Raw genomic sequence first — 19,209 nt, forward strand, 5'->3', positions numbered from 1 at the left:
GCAGGATCCAGCGAGTACACGCACGTTCGCGCGCATTGGCAAAATAGCAGGACAAGCTGCACGCTAAAATGCGTTAGGATGGGGAAACACCGTCAGGCGAACGTCAGTGTCACCGTGGCAGTGGCATTGGCCGTGCCAGGCCGTTGCGTCGAACCGACTACCTTCATATAAAAAGCTTGAAAGGCGTATGTCCTTTTGTTCGAGGCGATATTGAAGCTGTGGGAACTGCTTCCATCGAATTTGACGGCGGTAGCACCCGGCGAGTGCGTGGAGTCGTTAGCGACCATCATGACGCCAAACCCTTGCGCTGACGCCGCTCCTGGCGTGAGCGCAAGGGTAGTTACAGCGCCTCCGGTCGTCGTTCCATTGAATTTGAGCGAGGCTGTACTCAACGTACTAAGTTCGCAGCCACTCAGGGTGATGTTGAACGTCTTTCGGTATTTCTCTGGCGCTAGGGTGCTGACAAATTCGCTGATTGGAACATCGCCGAGGTTAACGACATCTGCCGCAATTGTGCAGGGCGTATTTGTGATTTTCCCGGTGATGCTTAACGTAGCAGTCTGGGCCTCGGCGCCGCCTGCGGCCGTGCATAGTGCAGCTACAGCTAGACAGAATCTAAGATTAATTTTCATAAACACACGTAATAGCACCCGCGCGTTTCCGGCATCACAAGATGCCGAACGCGCGTGTAATGACGTCAAAAGGAGCAAAACCCGGCCCGTTGCCTTCATCGATCGGGAAAATTGAAGCGCTGCACTGTAGAACGTGCCAATGCGCAAACATCTCGCCATATGGTGAAGGAGGAAGCAGTTTCTAAAAAATTTCGCAAATGGGCTTGAAATTCGCCCCCGCACGCCACTTACGAGTATTGAACTTCAAACAGAGCTTGAGCATTGGCCTTGCCGCCAGCCACTTCCTTTTCGATTGCTTCGTAGAAGGCTTTGAATTTAAAGTTATTGGTGCCCTTGACCAAACCGTACGACACGCCTGCCCCACCCACGTTTATCGCAGTACCGTCTTCAGTTACAAGCCCCACAGCCACGCCCTTCGCTCCGCTGCCGTTTTCCAAGCCCAGTAGACGGTTGCTGATCACGCTGCCCGCACCGGGGCGGAAAGCGATCGCAGCCGCCGTGGACACAGTAGGATCGCACCCGATCAGCGCAATCGTGAAATTTGTCTCCGGGCCTTTGGACCCGACTCCAGAGAACATATTGGTGGAGATGCTGCCCATTTTCACTATCATGTCGGCACCCTGCTGACCGCCCCCGATCGAGCAAGCCGACTGGGTGATATCACCCTGAAATGAGATCGTGCCGGAGTCTGCGACGGCCGTGCTGGCCCCCACCACAAAAGACGCGCCGAGCAAAGTGCTCAGTAGAATCTTGGTCATCGTTTTTTTAGCCTTGTTTAGGTAACTCGTAAAATGGATGCATGTCCGCTAACCACTACCGAAATCAGGTGAAAGACAAAAATACGGTCACGACTGAAGCCCTGCTAGCGCGCATAATAATCGCCAAACTTCCCAATAAATGGTTTGCAGGCCAAAACAATCCACGCCGAATGAGCAGACCCACAAGGTGCATTTTGTCACTGTCCCCGGCCTGATATTTAATATCGGCGACCATCCCGCGGACTGCAACCGCCAGAACACGAGACAACAACGGATATTTGCGCATCAAGAGCACACAGGGTACTGCCCACAGGCGGTATCCCATGTAGGACACCAAAGAAAAGCGTCTAGAGCAATCCATCGCGTCGCGGGCCCACTCGGACGTAGAAATTTTCCCGTGGCGTCGCAGTTCAGCACAAACAATTTTCTGCTGATAATCGACCCAGATGCCAATTTTGCTCATTCGATGCATTCGATGTAGTGATTTAACGAAACGCTTTTCGCTCAACATTCTGAGCGAAGTTAAATCTTAGACGCCATAAAGGGCGATTAACATCATTCAAAAACGAAAATGACATGAAGATCGATGAAACACTAGTACCAGTCCTAGTAAATAGCGCACACGGCACGTGTTTTGATCATCCATGAACCTCGCGTCGGTCTATCTGACATCGCGTCCCGCTCGCTCCTAGCTCCGAACGTTGCAATGCGGCGGGTAGCAGAAGGCCAGCAAAGACAAAAAAGGGATTCCGTAAAACAGGGTGGGCGCAAATGCGTCCATACGCAGTGTCGAGAGCGCGATCGCAGCGACCACAGTGACGCCAACGGCCCCACGCCAGCTACCCTTGCCTCTGGGCACGTCGCCAGATACGCGTCGGAATTGGAAATAGGCCAGAAAAATGGACGCCCATATCGCGAGTAGCGCAGTGATTGCGATGGACGACACTGCGACGTACACCACGTTCGGGCACGCTTTATATGCGGCGTAGACAAGAATTGCGAGCAACGTCACAACCGAGCTCGCCGCTCCGAGCTTGCCCGGCTGAGCAAGCATCACCGGGGCTTGACCTGCCCTAGCCATGCTAAACAATATGCGAGAGCCGCCATAGATCTGACAGTTCAAGACGGATACAACAGTCACGGTCGACAACGCCTCGAATGCCAATTTAGAGCCCTGCACCTGAGAGACCTCAAGTAGGAACAAAAAGGGGGTATTTGAGAGCGGCACGTCTGTATATGCCAGGAACCACGCAGAAGCCGCTACACTGGCCGCCACGAGCAGACCGACCAGACGAGTTGCAATGCGCATGCTACGGCCGATGCAAGCACGGCTGGCACGAGTTTGCGATGCGGCGATAGACAGAACCTCCAGGCCGATGAAGCCCATCGTCGCAATAGAGAAAGCCTGCCAAACGGTGGAAGCCTGCACGCCCTGTATGAACGTTTCGGCGGCGTAGCGCACGGCCCCGGAAGAAAAGTCGGCCGCGCCAAACGCGTGATGACAAGCGAACGCAATCAACGCAAGCAGCGCCTGTGTCTTGATCACGACACAGGCGATCTCCAGCCATGCAAACATTCGCTCACCCGCCAAGTGCACCAGGTTTATGCCTGCTAAGACGCCCACCGCCATGACCGCAGGCGGTAGCGGCGTGCGCCACCATGCCAAAGTTGATTCCAGCATGACGACCTCCGTGCCGACAATCCCCGAGACAGACAGAACATAGGCGCTGCGAACGACAAAGCCGACACGCCGGCCCAGAAATGCTTCGGCATAGGAACCAAACGCGCCCGGGGTTGGGTGCGCGGTCGCCAGTTCCGACAGACAGCGCATCAACAGCATGGCAACAATGGCAGCCGCACCATAGCTCAACACTGCTGCAGGCCCTGCAACCGTGATAGGGAAACCGCTGCCGGAAATAATGCCTTGACTGATAACGGCGCCCAGGGCGATAACCGTCAACTGCCCACGTGAAAATACTGCCGGCATGCCGGACTCACGGCTAATAATATGATCGATTCTCATGAAGAGGGAAGTTTGGGCGCGTGCGCAGCCAAGGTAACGATATTCCTTGCGGTCGGCGAGGCGCGACACGGCAGGAGGAGAGTGCAGCCGCAGCCAGCAGAACAGGATGCGGGAGAGCTTGCAGCATCCAGTAGACACATGCAATAAGACGGGTACGATGCATAATGCTGCGGCGCGGGCCGGTGCGTAGTGGCTGCGCCGAGTCGCTCAACGTTGGCTCAGAAAGACCCGCTCATGCCGGCACATTTTCAACGGTTTCTTTGCTACCCATGCAGCACAGGATGGCCACGATAGCCCCGGACGGTCCGACATTCTCCGCTGACACTCTGCAATCACCGTCCCACGGGCACAGCAAGGGCGGTGCTGGCGCCCGGTCGGGTGGATCGCCATGCCTCATGGCGCCGAGCTAATAAATCGCGAGCTACAGGCAGCGCCGTGACATAAGCGTTGCTGTTGAGCAAACTTAGTATTATTGAAGACTCCGAATGAGCACAGCATACGGATGCGATAATTCACGCGGCCAGTCCGGAGCCGACGCCATAACGAACCAAGTCAATATCATTGATAACATTCAGCTTGCGCATCGCTGCGCGCTTTTGTCCGCCAATGGTTTTTTTGCTTACGTTGAATTTCGCCGCGATTTCGCTCAATGAAAGACCGGACAGGAATAGACGCAGCACCTCCATTTCGTACATGCTCAAGGAACCGAGCCGTTCGCTGCACGGCTCTCGGACGCGCCTATCAAACGCGTGTTGAATCTGCGGCGACAGGTAAAGCTTTCCGCCGCCGACGGCCTGCACGGCTCGACGGAGGTGTTCGGAGCTATCCGCCTTACTGACAATTGCACTCACCCCAAGGTTTTCCAGTGCGTCCAATACGTTGCAATTGACGATAGAGGTCAACACCACCACATTCACTCTGGGATACCGCCCTCGTAAACGAGTAAACAGGCCAAGGCCATCGCCGAAATCCTCGCCTTGTATCACGTAGTCGCTGACGAGCACGTCGCAATTGTGGTTGTCGAGAACGTCAAACAGCTCGGTCGAGTTGAAGGCGCAACCCACCACCGTAGCACCCCCTGCAAGGGACAGTTCCATTTGCACACCTTTGACGCATACCGGATGACCATCTGCCAAAACGACACGGACGCGGTCTCGCATTGCGCCGTTCACTTTCCGAGGCCATCGATGAGGCGGAGTCCTTCGCACCAGGCAGCGGCTGTCGCCTCTGAACACGCAACGCCAGGGTTAAGCATAGTCTTGATAAGCAGAACGCCCGCTATGTCGCGCATCTCAATTCCTGATGGTCAATTAAAGAAATTATGGGGAGCCTATCCACGATTCGGCAGCACGACAATCGGACTCGAACGAACTTCGCACAGCAGGCATGGGACTGACTAACATCGACGAATTTAACCCTGTCCGGCACGCCGCCTGCCACGATGGTCAACACGCAACGAGCACGTTTACTTAAAACCCATGGGTGATCATTGACTGCGTCCGACCCATTAAGTAAGCTTCCTAGAGTGAGCTTAAGCTCACATTGCTTCCCACGTTAATCTGATGCTTGCATTACGACTAGGAGCTCGACCATGAAGAAGCCGTTGTTGATAATTGGCCTTATCGGATCGTTGGCATTTTCGGGAATCAGCGTTGCGGCCGATGCAAAGAAGCCTCTCGCCCTCTGGGAGTGCCAGGATTTTCTTGGCGTCCAGGAATCCTATCGGCCCATCGTCGTCAGCTACGCTGAAGCCCTTAACAACAAGAACAAGCCGGAAGATGCCGTTCTCGACATCGCTGGCATCACCACAAAGACCCCGCTTTTGGTCAAGCACTGCACCGAAAACCCCAAAATCAAGCTGCGTGACGCACTTGTCGGCATGAACAAGCAGTAATCCGTATCAGCCCCACTTAAGACAATCCTCTTAAGTGGGCAGTCCTTTTCCATCAGGCCCTTTTTTGGCCTCTTTTGTTTGTTATGCCCGGCTTGCCAGCCGACGCGACTGCACCGCGCCCAATTTTGAACAAGCTATGACGGCCAATCCACATGCCACCAGGAAGTAAAAAAAGGTAGGATCGGATCCTCCTCCTTTTCCCGACAAGTCCCGGAACGACGCCACCACGGTAATGCCCAGCAATTGCCCAAATTGTTTAGACAGCGTTGCGATCGAAGATGCATCTCCGGATTGCGAAGCAGGGAAAGCGCTCATGATGACTGCGGTAACGGATGCATTGGAAAATCCGTAGCACATGCCGGCGAACGCCAGCGCGGTGAAAGCCCACGATGCCGAGCCATTGCGTTCAGCCAGGTAGGCCACGCCTCCCAAGCCAACAATCGAAAGACCGGCAAGTAGAAAGGCGAGATTTGATTTTTTGGAAGCCAGCAGCGGCTCCGTGATGAAGCACGCGATAAAGCCAGCCGCCGCCATGGGCAGGCAACCCAATCCATAAACCAGCCCACTTTCACGCAAGTCGACCTGGACGAAGTACGACGCCCACACCATCGCACCGACAATCGCCGCAAAGCTGAACACGCCAACGCATATTTGTGGCGCGATCGCCAGCCCGCGCGCCCACGTGTCGCGCTGCAATGCGGCGCCGCGCTTGATAAGCAGCCAAGCAAGTAGCGCCGAGGCGGCGCCATAGAACAGTCTGGTCCAGTCATGCTGACCGACAAAATACGCCAGGGCTGCCAAGACGGCGGCCACCGCCAATTCCCCTGAGATCGGCGGTTTGCGGCCAGAGCTTTGCGGCACTGCATCTTTACGCAGGCAGAAGCCGAGAATGACGACGGGAATGGCGGCGATGGCAGTAACGATAAAGATCGCTTTCCAGCCCCAAGCGTCCAGCAAAATGCCTCCGAGCACAGGCGACAGCCCGAATCCCGCCATGCCAGCCGCTGACCAAACGCTCATCGCCGACGCAAGTTTGTCCGCGGGTGTCTTCGATCGCAGCAGCACCAGCGCGGATGGCGACATCAGGGCGGCGAAAGCCCCCTGAACGAAGCGCAGGCCGATCATGAGCGACTCCGAGCTAACCAGCGCACAGAAAATTGAGGCCACGGCAAAGCCAATCATGCTCAAGAGAAATATGCGGCGCGCTCCAAGGCGGTCGCACAAGGCGCCGCCTGGACGCAAACCGGCAATCCGCGCCAGCAGATAGCCCGCAATAATCCACTGGATTTGTTCCGCGCTAAAGTGCAAGTCGGATGCGATACGGGGCAGCGCCAGGCTCACCGCCCCGCCCATGGACGCGCCAACATATGTGGCCGCCGCCGCGCAGACGATGACGAGTATCCCGTCACTCGACGGCGAATTTCGCGTGCTATCGGTCATGGGCAGCCTCATTCACCGGAAAGGGTTGGCTCAGGCGGCGTAAAGGTTGTATCCCATGGCCTTGGCAACCGCGGCCACCATCAGTTGCCCCCTGACGCTGTTTCCCACCGGATCCAAAGGTGGCGAGAACGCCGCAATTCCCATCTTCCCGGGAACGATCGCCAGGATGCCGCCGCCGACCCCGCTTTTGGCGGGAAGTCCAACCGTATAGGCCCAATCGCCCGAGCTGCCATACATGCCTTCCATCGTCATTTCCGCAAGCAGAAATGGCGTGTTGGACGCAGTCAGTACAGATTCCTTGGTAACGGGATTGACACCCCTGCCGGCGAATGTGGCCCCCATCGTCGCCAATTGCACGGTCGATACCAGCGTCGAGCACTGGCGCGTATAGACGTCGCACGCTTCCATGGGATCGCAATACATGGCGTCGGCGGAAAACAGCAGCCAGGCGATGGCGCGATTATGGAAATTCGTGCTTTGTTCAGACTGATTGACGTCGTGCGACATCTCGAGCTTTGCGCCGGCAAGCCGTGACTGCATGTCCAGAATGCGTGTCCAGCGTTCCTCTACGGAGCTCGCTTTGATTACGCTGGTCGTCGCCATCGCGCCAGCGTTGACCAAGGGAGACAGCGGCTTATCGCCGTGCAACTCCAAAGCGATGACTGAATTGAACGGCAGCCCGGTCGGATCCGCGCCTATCTTTTCCTGCACGGCTTGCGGTCCCACATCTTCCAAGGCCAGCGCCAGCGTGCAGACTTTGGAAATTGACTCGATGGCGAAGGGATAGTCCTTGTCTCCGGCGGCGAAGATGTCGCCGTCGACAGTCACCACGGCGATGCCCGAGAGCTCGGACGGCACTTTGGCCAGATAGGGAATGTAGTCGGCGTTCGCGCCGCCTACTGCGGCGTGGTGTTCAGCGTAGGCAGCATCAACCGCCGCCCTGAGCGCATTGAGATCAATAGCCATGAATGTCTCCGGCAGCACCCGGGAAATCCATCAAGGGAGTTTCCCGGGTCCGCGTATCAGGATCTGGCGGAAGGTGAGCGGGCTGACGCGCTCGCGCCTGGCAAGGTGCCCGTCGTGCCCGAGGGCGAGGCCGTGCCGCTGGGTGAAGCGGCCTTTTCTTGCCAGGTGAAGGGAGCGAAATCGCTGTTCTCGTCACGCCAGCCAGGCTTGCGCACCAGGTAGATCAAGAACGGAATAATGCAGAACAATATGGTCAGGCCAACCAGTATTTCGACATAGGTGGTTGGGCTGCCAACGGAGATCTGGCTGGGCGGAATGAAGCTGAAGACAAATGCCAGCAACGATCCAATGAACCCAGCGCCGCCAATGATCCACATGCCAAAATCGCCTCCGGGTATGCGGTAGGGCCGAGGACGATCCGGCTGGCTACGGCGCAAATAGATTGCCGCGGAGAACATCAACAGATACATCACCAGATACAGGATGACCGTAAGCTGGCTCAGCATCTGGTACACGGCCTGCACCGAAGGCAGCACCACAAACAGCACTGCCAACAGGCTGACAATGACCGCCTGCAGGAGCAGGATGTGCGTGGCCATGCCGTGCTTGTTGGTGTGCTGCCACCAACGCGGCAGGTAACCCGCCTTGGCAACCACCAACAAACCCGAAGAAGGACCCGCAACCCAAGTCACCACTCCCGCGAGCACCCCGATGGCCAAGGCCACGGCGACGATGGGCGCCAACCATCCCAGGCCGGCCCACTTGAACATGTCGTTGTAGGCCACCAGCAAACTCTGCGTCAGATTGATGTCCGACTGGGGAATGACAAATGCGATTGCCAATGTGCCCAACACGAAAATCAACACCGTGCCCACGGCCGACAACATGATGGCGATGGGGTAGTTCCGCTTCGGGTTGTCCACTTCCTGCACGTGGATGGCGTTCATTTCCATGCCGGCATAAAAGAGGAAAATGCTTGCCGCCAACACGATGTTGTCAAAGTTGGTGAAGTCGGGCACGACTTCACCCCATGACAACGTGATTTGCGGGGTGTTGCCGGCAAACAGGTAAGAGAACCCCAGCACGATCAGGATGATCGCGGGAATGATCGTGCCGACCACCCCGCCCCATTTGGATACCTTGGCAAAGGTCTCCACGCCACGGAATGCAATAAATGTGGCTAGCCAATAAATGCCCAGCACGATGACCAGGATGAAATACTTGTTGGCGGAAAGCGCCTCGTCCCAGCGTTGATCGGGCCCGATAAACGCCAAGGAAACGGCGCCGAATGTCAGCGCGGTGGGAAACCAGACCGTTACTTCGACCCACAGCATGAACATGGCCAGGAACGCCAGGCGCGGCCCGAATGCCTCCCCCACCCAGCGGAAGATCCCGCCTTTCTCGGACCAGCCCGTCGCCAGTTCAGCAGCGACCAGCGAGACGGGAATCAGAAAAAACACCGCGGCAAACAAGTAGTAAAAAATAGAACTCAAGCCGTATTCGGCTTCTGCCGGCAAGCCGCGCAGACTAACCACCGCGACGATGTTCATGATCGCGACGGTGCCAATGCCCAGCTTTTTGAGCGACGGCTTACTTACCGATTTGTTTGGAAGCGAGTCAGGCATAGATCATTCCCCCAGGATGGAGATCTATTGATCGGGTTGGCTGGTTTCAAACCACCGTTCAGGTGTGGTTGAAGCCCTCTTCACTCGCAATGCCGTGCAACGACGGGTGCTCGGCCAGATAGGCGAGCGCGCCCTTCATGTCATCGATCAGCAGCGCTGCGAAGTCCATCTCGAATCCACGCCGGCACATGATGCGCATCACGACCGTGTCAGACATCTTTCCGTTCAGTGCGAACGCCGGCACTTGCCAGCCTCGAAGCCGTAGACGTTCGGACAAGTCGTACAGCGTGTACCCAACCTTTGCGCCTTCCTTGATTTTGAAGCAGACGGCGGGAATACCCTGCTTGGGATCGCCGCTGCAAATCATCTCGTAGGGACCGAGCTTGGCGACTTCTTCCGCGATGTAGCCAGCAACCTGGTATAGCGCGGTCTGCACATGGGTATAGCCCTCCCGGCCCAAGCGCAGAAATTCGTAGTACTGAGCAATGACTTGCCCAGCGGGGCGGGAAAAATTGATGGCGAAAGTGCCAACTTGCCCGCCCAGGTAATCGACGTTGAACACCAGTTCGTTAGGCAGCGCCGCGGCATCGCGCCAGATGACCCAGCCACATCCCAAAGGAGCCAGCCCGAACTTGTGGCCCGACGAGCTGATCGATTTGACTCGGGGAAGCCGGAAATCCCAAACAATTTCAGGTGCCACAAACGGGGCAAGAAAGCCGCCGCTTGCCGCATCGATATGCATATCGATGTCCCAACCCTTTTCCTTGTGCAGCTTGTCCAAGGCGTCGTGCAAGGCCAACGGAAACTCGTAGTTGCCGGTGTATGTCACACCGAACGTGGGGACGACCCCGATCGTGTTTTCGTCACAAGCGGCAATCATGCGCTCGGCGTCCATGAAGAGCTTGCCGGGCTCCATCGGAATTTCACGGATCTCGACGTCCCAATAGCGGGCAAACTTGTGCCAGCACACTTGAACAGGACCGCAGACGAAATTCGGCTTGTCGGTAGGCTTGCCAGCCGCCTCCATACGCTTGCGCCAGCGCCATTTCATGGCCATCCCGCCCAGCATGCAGGCCTCGGAAGAGCCGATGGTATTGGTGCCGACCGCTTGGCCGTTTTCCGGCTTGGGCGCATTCCAGAGGTCGGCCATCATGTTCACGCACCGCAAATCGATGGCGGCGGACTGCGGATATTCTTCTTTATCGATCCAATTCTTGTTGATCGACAAATCCATTAATTTGTGGACGTTCTCGTCGTCCCACGTCTGGCAGAAGGTCGCCAGATTCTGACGGGCGTTGCCGTCCAGAAACAATTCGTCAGTAATCATCTGATACGCAACGTCTTCCCGCATTTGACCCTTGGGGAAGACCATTGATTCCGCGACATGGCCCATGACTTCTGCACCGAAACGGGAATCAAGCGCGTCGGGCGATCTGGTAAAGGCTGGCTTGTCTTGCATAACTTACCTCTCTAATGAACTGGGTCTGACGACCTCACCCCGCTCCTGAAAGACTAGGGAGTGGAGAACGTGTATGGGTCATGCGGTGCTCTGCAATGGCGACAACAAGGAGTGCGTATTCAAACAAATGGTGTAACAAGTAACATCGGGTGGACGCGCGTTACAACACATTCTAGATACTCTTCGCCTCCTTAAAGAACTATTGTGTGTCTTTGTCATACAATCGTTCCAAAACGTACGTCCTCGCATAAACAACATTCCTTGGGTAAGCTTTACGTCCGTTTGGACGAATCGCCGAGCAGGTCGATTGACATTACCCTCTGTTTAACGATTGATCACCCAATCTTGACCATGGATCAATATCACAATGAAGATTTGCCAATTGCATAAGCTGTGTGCGCCTATCGTCGTCATGTTTGTGAGTTTGACAACATTTGCCCTCGGAGCCTCAGCTGAGAGTAAGCAACCGCCATTAATGCGAGTTCCTGCTGGCAACTACATCGTGTGGGATGCTCCGACCTCGGGTCACATCACTTATGTTTGCCAGACGATTCATACAGACGGAGCCAAACAAAGATGGAAGATGTCTTCAGCGTCGGCATCCCTAGGCAATCAGGCCAGCGGCGGTCCTAGGGGCACATACGCAAGTCCCCCGGAGACGTGGAAGAGCGCGGACGGGTCACAGGTGACTGGTATGGAAATCGCACACGTGTCCTCTGCAAATGATCAGCTTTATGACCAATTAGTGCTAGCGAATCCGGCGATAGGGCCCGGTATTCTAACTGGCGTCACGTATATTCAAAGGCTGGTTATAAGTGGAGGCGGCCTTCCGACGCGGCCCTGCACGTTCTCCAACCTCGGCAGCATGGAGCAGGTGGCCTTTCAGGCGAATTATGTGTTTTGGAAGCCGGAATAGAGCCAAGCAGGAGGGGCGAACGTATTTTGGCGCGCGACTTGAACGGTTGGAAGAGCTGTCATTTATCGAGCAGCTTGATTTATGGCGCTCGCCGAGCCTTCGCGGCCAATTTATTACACCGCCTTTCCCTGACGTTCCGGGGCGGGGGGGGGGCCGCATGCTTCGCTCAGACCATAGACATGCGCCAGTTTCAGTCGATGTCGCGCATCTTGGCGATAACGTGAGCGCCACCGCGGCACCCGCGAGTATGGTGCTCGCCCCGCATGATTGATACCGCCACCCATTCTGGCCGTCGTGTTTTGCAGATTGGCGCGCCGCGGTACTGGGAACGCCTTCGAGTGGATCAGGTCAATCGCGATCTTGAGATCGAAGCCGCGCAGATATTTTTTTTCGGACCTTGGACACCGCACGCAGCGGACTCCATCATTGTCCTACTCCCGGAAGCCCACGGTTTAACCAATGAGGCCATGACCGGCATTGACTTCTTGCCTTCGGCTGCCACGGTGACCTTCTGCTCATATTGCATTCTCCAATTCCAGAGGTGTGTATCATTTCTAAAGACGTGGGCGAGCCAGTCCCAATACCAAGGAAGAGGAACGCCCTAGCTAAGGAGGTTGGAGGCCACCGGCCTTCGGATGTGTTTGCAGCCGCCCCGGTGCATAGTCCCAACTACGAAGCAGCCTCGAAGATTAAAATACCGGACAGGCGGGACAGCTGTTAAAGATCAGGAAATTGGTGTGCGTCATTCAACCATTGGGGTGACTTCGGGAGCACATCCGATCTTCCGCAGCCCTCCACGTCAGCGGGCGCGGGAACTACCTCTCAATTATTGCCGCCCGGCGCAGCCAGTTCGGCCGCTCCCCGCCCCTCCGACAATGTGATATCCCGCACATGAGCCGTCGCGCTGCCTCGGCATTCCTCTTTGGCTACCGGACCGGGAGCGTTCATAGCCCACGCCATGTTCGCAATAGCAGGAAACGCAGCCTTCTAACTGCATATGTCAAGAGCAGCAGGACAGCTACGCACTTGAATTGAACAACCGCAGCCAAAATCCCTCGCGCCCTGCGCCTAGAACGGTCCAACGGCTTCCGAGAGGATTTAAAAAAATGGCGCGGAGTGGACGGAGTGCCCTCCCGGCGAAGACGCGGTTTGGAGACTGGCTCCTGGTGAGATTGGAGCTCATATGATTACTCTATTTCTCGCCGATCTTTGCTAATCTACATATCCGATGTGTTCGAATTGCGCTGACCCAGGACCGGCCGGATGTAGCGACATTCTCGGCCATGGGCGGGTGAATGTCCTCCTGAACACGTGCTCGCTCAACGCGACCGCCTCCTCTAACGCGGCACCACAGTGAGCTTATCGAGCAGGACTGATCTATGCTCATGCAAAGGTCGAAGGTTGTGAGCCATATCTCGTACGTCGTTCGATTTAGCTTGAGCGTGTCGCGTTTTGCCCGACGGCAGGCTGTGTGGACTCACATCTGACATCCTTTGCTCTTTGTGCAAAGCCGCAGCACAGGGCGACAGACGTCGCCCCGTAAATGTCACTCTGTTACAGATAGACCATTTCCAAGGTAGCAAGACCATCGAGCCGGATTTCGTCCTTCAGTGGCAATTTTTGCGCTTCGTTGATTGCAGCAGTTACGGCGAGGATGCCAGATAGGTTAGTAAAGGCCACCGGTGCGCCGGTGGCCGTCAGCGACCAAGAACGCAATTGCCCACCTTGTAGGCGCCCAAAAGTTGATGCAAGCCAGATTTCGCCATTGGTTTGACTACCTACGGTAAACGCCGGCGTGCCGTCAGCGGTAAATGAACCCTGCTCCATGTCCATGACATACCCACCAATGTTGGCGCCATTGGCACTGCCAAGACCAAACACGGCGCCGGGAGTTGGTGCAATGATGTTGGGAATCTGGCTGCCGGCGCGGTTGTCAACGACGGAAATTGCTACTCGCGTGGGTGCCTCACAGGTGATCGCGAACGGCACGCGCCTTTTCGGCAACTCGGTAGTGGCGGTTAAATTAAGCGACGCGGCTGGAATCAAGCCGAAATCAACGACGCCGCCGCCGCCAATGACCGGAATGCACGCCGCAGGTGTGATCGTGCCGATGATCCGCACATCGATTGACTGGGCGTATGCCCCCGCAACTGCGGCAATAGCACCAACGGTAAAGGCCACGGTTGAGAGTTTCTTGGTGAGAGACATATAGTTGTGAATTAACAGAAATGAAGGCGAGCCTTCGTTGAAAAAGCGCGCGGCCGGCATTAGCCCGCGCGGAAGAACGCCGGTGTCAGCGGTACTTAGCCGATGGGCATGCCCGATGGCATCAGCGAATTTAAGAGCGCGAGGCAGCATTGTCGGCGCGCCGTCGACGCAGACCGCGCGAATTCGCAAACGAATACTTGGTTTGCGTCCTAATAGCGTTCGTGGGAGCCGACGGTGTAGCCTACACGGCCGCACCCTCCGACGGTATTGTCGCCATTCGTCCCTCCACCGGAATGGAAGGCGTTTTACCAGGCAGCACGTGTTTTTCAAACAAAACATTTGCCGAGCGAACCTTCCCTCTTCCGGGCCCAATGATCACGCTTGCGCCCCAGGCCGCCGGACCACTTGCGCAATTCAGGAAAGAAACCGCGAGTGGGGTACTTTATTTTGTTGAGTGCCGTCATCGTAAAAAAATTTGCCTGCTTGCCCGCGGTCTAGTTGTTGATGAGAGTTCCGCCGTCTGGATTATTAGGGATGACACTTGGTTTCGTGCGGCATATTCGGCGCGGCGCGCACTTACGCTGAAGCGAAAAGCCTCCCCCGCCACAGCGTGTGAAGGTTCTTTTGCGATATAAATTCGCCCGTGGTTCCGGGTTGTGAATGCGAGCCTAATTCACCTACTTGCAGACACGGCGCGGGTTTGAATAGATAAATTATGGATTTTTGGCGGAGCCATGCGAATAGGACCAGTTCTAAAAATCCCTCAAGGAAGGCAACTCTTCACTACAAACACTGCAACCAACGTAGGAGCGTCCGTTGACTTCCACCGTGAGACGGAGCAGCTCCATAGCCGTTGAGCCGGGCGCCGATTCCTCCGACCGAAGCATCGGTCGCGAAAACCACAAGCGCGCTGCTGTGAGTCGTCATGACAGCACCTCCAATCGTGCGCCGCTTTTGGCGCACTCACTATCAATGGCCAACCGAGTCTCAGCGTCAGTGGCTGGCCGGGTAACTCTTCCAGTCTTGTATCGGAGGCATCTGGCATCGCCGGCGCCGAGGCTACTTGATAAAACGCCGACACAGCAGGGAAGACAATCCCTCCGCGCCGGACTTCTCCGGCGCGCAGTCGGAATTTTTGAGCACTGACACGTTTTTCAGGTGGAAATGCGCAACCAACGCGAGGTCTGTTTAACTTTGCGGACGCAGGTGTGCAAGGCGCTCCCCCGGGGCGCGAAGCGCCCATGCCTGCGAGGGGCTTTGCCCGCACCGGCGTTGCCTCGCGATATGGGCTCCGTTAGAGCGAAAAGCAAAGGTCTTTGCATCGGTCTCGAGCCGAAATGAGCCGCTACGAAGCTCGCATTTACGGATCGGCTCGGATAAATAGGTTGAGGGCCTATCGAAGACAACGCCTGACTGGACCCGTCCCGCGAAAAATCAGACAAGATTTACAATTCTTGAGCTTCTTTAGAACTAGTCTGATAAACGTCTTCTACTCTAGGCCTCACAATTCACTCCGTTAACCAATAAGCCATTCTCAGCCGCCCGTTGCGTTGTTCAGGGCTTACATAGCGACAGGATTTAATGAACTATTTACTAAAGAAATGCGAACATGCCACGCTATTCAGCGCGAGCTTAGCTTTGACCGTCACGGTTCGACCCGCCACCGTCTATGGATACGCGGTCGGTTCCTACGACGCGCCTTTGGCGCTGTCCGCGAAATAGTAATCATCCTTGTGAAGGGGGCCGTTCGCTATGGGTGCGCGGCTTAACAGATACGCGCTCGTGACGGATCGCGCATCCCCTTCTTGCAAACATTCCACCATAACTATCGGGATGCATGTTCTTCCCGCAGGGCTTTCGCGTCCGAGCGGTTTACCAACGAAGGCGTGCCTTCAAACTTCTAGCACTCAAAAAATGGCTTTCACCAAGAAACTCTCGATTGCAGCTTTCCTCTCCACCGCCCTCACCGCCGCGGCTGGGGTTCATGCCCAATCCATCGACGTGCGCGTCATTGGCACCATTACCCCTGCCGCTTGCACTCCCACCATTGCGGGCGGGGGTGTGGTCGACTTTGGCGTGATCCCGGCTGCCTCGCTGAACGTCACATCTTTCACGGAACTCCCCAAGAAGAGCGTGCCGTTCTCCATCACTTGCGACGCGCCGACCCAAGTCGCAGTCGCCGTCGTCGACAACCGCGCCGATAGCATCGTCACGGGCATCCTGGCAGCAGACGACGCCAACAACTTTGGTCTTGGCAAGGCTGGCGAAGCGAAGATCGGGGGCTATGTCCTGGACATGGAGCAGGGCACGTTCACTGCGGATGGTAGTGCTGCGTTCACGACGGCCAGTACCGACAACGGCGCAACTTGGTTGAACTCCGGTAAAGGACGCCTGCAAAAGAACCAGCTCCGATCCTGGTCGTTGAAGTCCGGTGGCACGCCTGTCGCCTTTACCACCTTGGCCGGCACTCTGGCCATCACCGCAGCGATCAACAAAGCCGAAGGGTTGCCTTTGAAGGACGAGATCCAGTTGGATGGCCTCGCCACTTTGGAAATGGTCTACCTCTAAGGCGAATCCAACCTCGGCGTTACGCATGTACGCCGGGGTTCTCACTCCCGTTCACCAAATACCGACCTATGGGTTTCACCAAGGAACCTTCCATCGCAACGTTCATTGCTGCCGCGACCCCTCAACCGCGGGCGCGCCTGCACGAGCAACGACTTGTGCCTCCCCCACGCCACAAAAGCATGATGGTGAGCATCGAACAGCATCTCGTGCGTCTGGAGCCAACAGGCGCGCAGGAAGAAGGCGCGGCTGTGGCAAAGCTTGAACTACGCGATTTGGAACTTGGTGCGCTCGCCGTTGATCACCGCGCTCTCCTCGCTCCAGTCAAAATGAAAGGCGTCGCCCGCTGCGAACGCCAATGGCACGAAGGTGCCCCGTCCTGAAGTCTGAGACCGCTCCTTGTTCCTGTCGCTATCATCAAGCGAAAGCGGCAACGCGGTCGTAAGACCCCGTGTAGCCTAGAGCGCAGAGACCTGGCGCAGCTGCAATAGCGAGCGTCGCTGCTTGCGTGTGCGGTTGGCCTCGGCCTTAAGCCATGCCGAAAGCTTCTCCGCATAGCCGTCTAGAACGATAGGCCCAGCCGCACGGCTGTAGGTTGGTTCAATGGTGCCCGAGCGCAGATAGCGTCGCACCGTGTTGCGCGATATGCCAAGTCGCTTGGCAATCTCTCGTAAAGAGACATGATCACGCAAATCCCAACGGCGAATAATGCTGAGAAGAGCCACGTCGATCACTCCTGTCTGCTGCACGGGTACCGCGCAGGATAGTGTTCACGAGGTGGGTCAGGATTGGATGCAAATTAAACGTAAAAGTGGGTCAACTCTGCCTGCAATCAACAGTCAGTGAGCCAAATTTCCAGTTGAATGAACTTCGGCAACGGGTTGGTTTCAACGTTGTCCCAATGTTGTGTGAATGTTGTCTCACACCTGTCTTATGTATATCTCATTTGTGTCTCACTTGTGTCTCATTGATGTCTCGACGCGGGGCGCCGAACTCCGAAACTGCTGAAAATCGGACAGATGTATACGGCGGAAACCCGCGCAAAACAGCGACTCTGGCGGCCCATACTATTTGTTGGCGGTCAGTTGTCAGACAAAAGATAACAACCTTGCCGCAACGAAAACCCAAAAAAATCAAGGAGATGAACCCACCCGGAGGGTGCGTCCTGTGTGGTGGCTTTAAGGGACACGCCGCCGCCCTGGCGGCGGGGGCCTTAAGGGCACCTGTGAGCGTCCGGGGGACGCTCACGAAGTCCGAAGGACGGCCCCGCCGGCGCAGCCGGTGGGACTGGACGCCCCGATCCAAGACGCCGTACATCCAAAGCAAAGGGCCGCCCCTAGGGCGGCCCTTTGCTTGGCGGAGGCAGCCCCGGGCCACCCACCCGGCGGACTGCCCCGACATCTCCAGCCTATGGAGAAATCAAAAAGATGAACGAAGCTTTACAAACACAAGTTCGGGGTCGTTGTCATCCAGATTTTCAATCTGACCGCTTTCGACAAAGCCTAGGCGCATCAGCAATCGGCGCATCGCGAAGTTCGAAGTATTTGTGGACGTGAACAATTTTCCCGCGCATTGCGACTCCAGCGTTGTCATGATCGCTGTAGCCACCCCCCGACGCCGTGCCGTGATCTTGACGACAACCAGCGGGACGAAGTTGTTCTCGAAAAAGGACTTATTCAGTACCCCGTAACCGATCAGCGCCTTAGCATCCCCCGCCTCTACCGCGACCCAGCATTGGCCAGCGGCCACCGCTTTGGTGATAAATGCACTCCGGCCCTGTTCTCGCTTGGCTAGCGGGTCCAGTTCAATGATCGAGTCGATGTCTTGACGAGAGGCTAGTCGAACGTTCATATCGGAAAGCAAAGCCGCCGCGCATCAGAAGGGAAGAACGGTGAGTCTATCGTGTGAAAGAATGCTAAGTCCGCATTGGCTCGAAAACCGCCAGCGTCGACGACCGCTGACAGCCTCGGTCGGAAGCGGCCGGTTCCGACCAATGTCCGCCCCGGGATTCGGACGCGCAGCCAAGGGAAACTGGACGACGCGATTCACAATCGCTGTGCAGGGAGACGTGGAAGGCGGTCAGGTCATCTGGTGAGTCTTCAGCCAGTCCTTCAACGCATTGTTCATACGGGTCTGCCACCCCTGGCCGGTTGCCTTGAAAGCAGCCAAAACCTCTTCATCCAGGCGGATGGTAGTAGCAGATTTACGCACAGCGGCGGTACTACCAACGGGCCGACCACGCCGCCGCACGATCTCATCGGGCGTATGCACTCGGGCATATTGACCGTCAACAGCCTGTTTGGCACTGCGCAACAGCGCAGCTTCAAACTCAGCCATCTCAGCATCTGGTTTCTTAGGCATCAAAGCACTCCTTGAGTTTGGCGAGAAACGACGCCGGCAGGTTATCGAACTTGGCTTTGGCGTATACGATCAGCAACACCACCTCGCCGCTGGCCAACCGAAGGTAATAGATCACACGCGCCCCGCCCCGCTTTCCCATACCGGCGCGCGACCAGCGCACCTTTCTGCATCCGCCCGAGCCAGGGATAACATCCCCTGCTTCCGGGTTCGCCGCGATCCAGTCTACGAATGCCTCCCGTTCGGAGTCGCTCCAGACCTTCGCGGCCCAGGTGCTGAATTCATCAGTTTCGATAACGGTTAGCATGAATTAATTGTACTAACATTTTATTGGTGGGGCAAGATGTTTTAGTGGGCCGCCAGCC

The 19,209-nt window shown here is 56.4% G+C and carries 16 protein-coding genes and 1 pseudogene; 3 read left to right on the top strand and 14 right to left on the bottom strand.

What is annotated here, in order from left to right; all coding sequences use genetic code 11:
• Nucleotides 1-92: 92 nt before the first annotated feature.
• The 5 genes from M2361_RS25355 to M2361_RS25375 all read right to left on the bottom strand — a co-directional run bounded on the left by M2361_RS25355 (nt 93) and on the right by M2361_RS25375 (nt 4,573).
• The gene (locus tag M2361_RS25355; protein ID WP_259252542.1) at nt 93-632 is read right to left on the bottom strand and encodes a fimbrial protein; all 540 of its coding nucleotides are present in this window, start codon (nt 630-632) and stop codon (nt 93-95) included.
• Nucleotides 633-859: 227 nt separating this feature from the next.
• Complete coding sequence (locus M2361_RS25360; RefSeq protein WP_259252543.1) at nt 860-1,390, bottom strand: fimbrial protein; 531 nt, start codon at nt 1,388-1,390, stop codon at nt 860-862.
• Nucleotides 1,391-1,454: 64 nt separating this feature from the next.
• Nucleotides 1,455-1,853: a hypothetical protein gene (locus M2361_RS25365; protein WP_259252544.1), complete on the bottom strand. Its 399-nt coding sequence runs from the start codon at nt 1,851-1,853 to the stop codon at nt 1,455-1,457.
• A gap of 225 nt (nt 1,854-2,078) precedes the next feature.
• Entirely contained in the window at nt 2,079-3,482 is a 1,404-nt protein-coding gene (locus tag M2361_RS25370) for an amino acid permease (RefSeq protein WP_259252545.1), read from the bottom strand.
• 443 nt (nt 3,483-3,925) lie between these two features.
• Nucleotides 3,926-4,573, bottom strand: coding sequence for a response regulator transcription factor (locus M2361_RS25375; RefSeq protein ID WP_259252546.1), 648 nt, complete (start codon nt 4,571-4,573; stop codon nt 3,926-3,928).
• A gap of 431 nt (nt 4,574-5,004) precedes the next feature.
• On the opposite strand from M2361_RS25375, the gene hdeA reads away from it, so the two are divergent.
• Nucleotides 5,005-5,307, top strand: coding sequence for an acid-activated periplasmic chaperone HdeA (gene hdeA / locus M2361_RS25380; RefSeq protein WP_259252547.1), 303 nt, complete (start codon nt 5,005-5,007; stop codon nt 5,305-5,307).
• A gap of 81 nt (nt 5,308-5,388) precedes the next feature.
• Here the strand turns inward: hdeA and M2361_RS25385 are convergent, their stop codons facing one another.
• From M2361_RS25385 to M2361_RS25400, 4 genes are read right to left on the bottom strand one after another with little or no spacing between them, the layout of a single operon-like run.
• Nucleotides 5,389-6,747 carry an MFS transporter gene (locus tag M2361_RS25385; RefSeq protein ID WP_259252548.1) on the bottom strand — a complete coding sequence of 453 codons (1,359 nt, stop codon included), beginning with the start codon at nt 6,745-6,747 and terminating at the stop codon, nt 5,389-5,391.
• Nucleotides 6,748-6,777: 30 nt separating this feature from the next.
• Entirely contained in the window at nt 6,778-7,713 is a 936-nt protein-coding gene (gene glsA, locus M2361_RS25390; protein WP_259252549.1) for a glutaminase A, read from the bottom strand.
• A gap of 56 nt (nt 7,714-7,769) precedes the next feature.
• A complete protein-coding gene (gene gadC, locus M2361_RS25395) occupies nt 7,770-9,338 on the bottom strand; it encodes a putative glutamine/gamma-aminobutyrate antiporter GadC (RefSeq protein WP_259252550.1) in 1,569 nt (522 codons plus the stop codon).
• A 58-nt stretch (nt 9,339-9,396) separates the two neighbouring features.
• Nucleotides 9,397-10,797 carry a glutamate decarboxylase gene (locus M2361_RS25400; protein ID WP_259252551.1) on the bottom strand — a complete coding sequence of 467 codons (1,401 nt, stop codon included), beginning with the start codon at nt 10,795-10,797 and terminating at the stop codon, nt 9,397-9,399.
• A gap of 475 nt (nt 10,798-11,272) precedes the next feature.
• Here M2361_RS25400 and M2361_RS29090 point away from each other — a divergent pair, with 475 nt between their 5' ends.
• Nucleotides 11,273-11,713 carry a DUF3455 domain-containing protein gene (locus M2361_RS29090; RefSeq protein WP_404976452.1) on the top strand — a complete coding sequence of 147 codons (441 nt, stop codon included), beginning with the start codon at nt 11,273-11,275 and terminating at the stop codon, nt 11,711-11,713.
• 1,554 nt (nt 11,714-13,267) lie between these two features.
• Here M2361_RS29090 and M2361_RS25405 read toward each other — a convergent pair.
• Nucleotides 13,268-14,071: a DUF1120 domain-containing protein gene (locus M2361_RS25405; protein ID WP_259252552.1), complete on the bottom strand. Its 804-nt coding sequence runs from the start codon at nt 14,069-14,071 to the stop codon at nt 13,268-13,270.
• Nucleotides 14,072-15,835: 1,764 nt separating this feature from the next.
• On the opposite strand from M2361_RS25405, the gene M2361_RS25410 reads away from it, so the two are divergent.
• Nucleotides 15,836-16,489, top strand: coding sequence for a DUF1120 domain-containing protein (locus tag M2361_RS25410; RefSeq protein WP_259252553.1), 654 nt, complete (start codon nt 15,836-15,838; stop codon nt 16,487-16,489).
• Nucleotides 16,490-16,650: 161 nt separating this feature from the next.
• Here M2361_RS25410 and M2361_RS25415 read toward each other — a convergent pair.
• The 4 genes and pseudogenes from M2361_RS25415 to M2361_RS25430 form a co-directional block, all read right to left on the bottom strand.
• Nucleotides 16,651-17,220: pseudogene (locus M2361_RS25415) on the bottom strand (helix-turn-helix domain-containing protein); the annotation flags it as partial.
• Nucleotides 17,221-17,905: 685 nt separating this feature from the next.
• Nucleotides 17,906-18,337, bottom strand: coding sequence for a GNAT family N-acetyltransferase (locus M2361_RS25420; protein WP_259252554.1), 432 nt, complete (start codon nt 18,335-18,337; stop codon nt 17,906-17,908).
• Between the two features lie 228 nt (nt 18,338-18,565).
• Complete coding sequence (locus M2361_RS25425) at nt 18,566-18,847, bottom strand: BrnA antitoxin family protein (RefSeq protein ID WP_056560122.1); 282 nt, start codon at nt 18,845-18,847, stop codon at nt 18,566-18,568.
• Entirely contained in the window at nt 18,840-19,151 is a 312-nt protein-coding gene (locus M2361_RS25430; protein ID WP_056560124.1) for a hypothetical protein, read from the bottom strand. Before M2361_RS25430 ends, M2361_RS25425 begins: the two co-directional genes overlap by 8 nt.
• Between the last annotated feature and the right edge of the window lie 58 nt (nt 19,152-19,209).

Source organism: Achromobacter sp. JUb104 (assembly GCF_024806975.1).
GTDB classification, from domain to species: Bacteria; Pseudomonadota; Gammaproteobacteria; order Burkholderiales; family Burkholderiaceae_B; genus Achromobacter; species Achromobacter spanius.

Excerpts from the sequence above, each read along its gene's own strand:
- M2361_RS25425 (WP_056560122.1), bottom strand. The coding sequence starts at position 18,847 with ATGCCTAAGAAACCAGATGCTGAGATGGCTGAGTTTGAAGCTGCGCTG.
- M2361_RS25365 (WP_259252544.1), bottom strand. The coding sequence starts at position 1,853 with ATGAGCAAAATTGGCATCTGGGTCGATTATCAGCAGAAAATTGTTTGT.
- gadC (WP_259252550.1), bottom strand. The coding sequence starts at position 9,338 with ATGCCTGACTCGCTTCCAAACAAATCGGTAAGTAAGCCGTCGCTCAAA.
- M2361_RS25405 (WP_259252552.1), bottom strand. The coding sequence starts at position 14,071 with ATGCTGCCTCGCGCTCTTAAATTCGCTGATGCCATCGGGCATGCCCAT.
- M2361_RS29090 (WP_404976452.1), top strand. The coding sequence starts at position 11,273 with ATGCGAGTTCCTGCTGGCAACTACATCGTGTGGGATGCTCCGACCTCG.
- M2361_RS25385 (WP_259252548.1), bottom strand. The coding sequence starts at position 6,747 with ATGACCGATAGCACGCGAAATTCGCCGTCGAGTGACGGGATACTCGTC.
- M2361_RS25400 (WP_259252551.1), bottom strand. The coding sequence starts at position 10,797 with ATGCAAGACAAGCCAGCCTTTACCAGATCGCCCGACGCGCTTGATTCC.
- M2361_RS25430 (WP_056560124.1), bottom strand. The coding sequence starts at position 19,151 with ATGCTAACCGTTATCGAAACTGATGAATTCAGCACCTGGGCCGCGAAG.
- hdeA (WP_259252547.1), top strand. The coding sequence starts at position 5,005 with ATGAAGAAGCCGTTGTTGATAATTGGCCTTATCGGATCGTTGGCATTT.
- glsA (WP_259252549.1), bottom strand. The coding sequence starts at position 7,713 with ATGGCTATTGATCTCAATGCGCTCAGGGCGGCGGTTGATGCTGCCTAC.
- M2361_RS25375 (WP_259252546.1), bottom strand. The coding sequence starts at position 4,573 with ATGCGAGACCGCGTCCGTGTCGTTTTGGCAGATGGTCATCCGGTATGC.
- M2361_RS25420 (WP_259252554.1), bottom strand. The coding sequence starts at position 18,337 with ATGAACGTTCGACTAGCCTCTCGTCAAGACATCGACTCGATCATTGAA.
- M2361_RS25410 (WP_259252553.1), top strand. The coding sequence starts at position 15,836 with ATGGCTTTCACCAAGAAACTCTCGATTGCAGCTTTCCTCTCCACCGCC.
- M2361_RS25360 (WP_259252543.1), bottom strand. The coding sequence starts at position 1,390 with ATGACCAAGATTCTACTGAGCACTTTGCTCGGCGCGTCTTTTGTGGTG.
- M2361_RS25355 (WP_259252542.1), bottom strand. The coding sequence starts at position 632 with ATGAAAATTAATCTTAGATTCTGTCTAGCTGTAGCTGCACTATGCACG.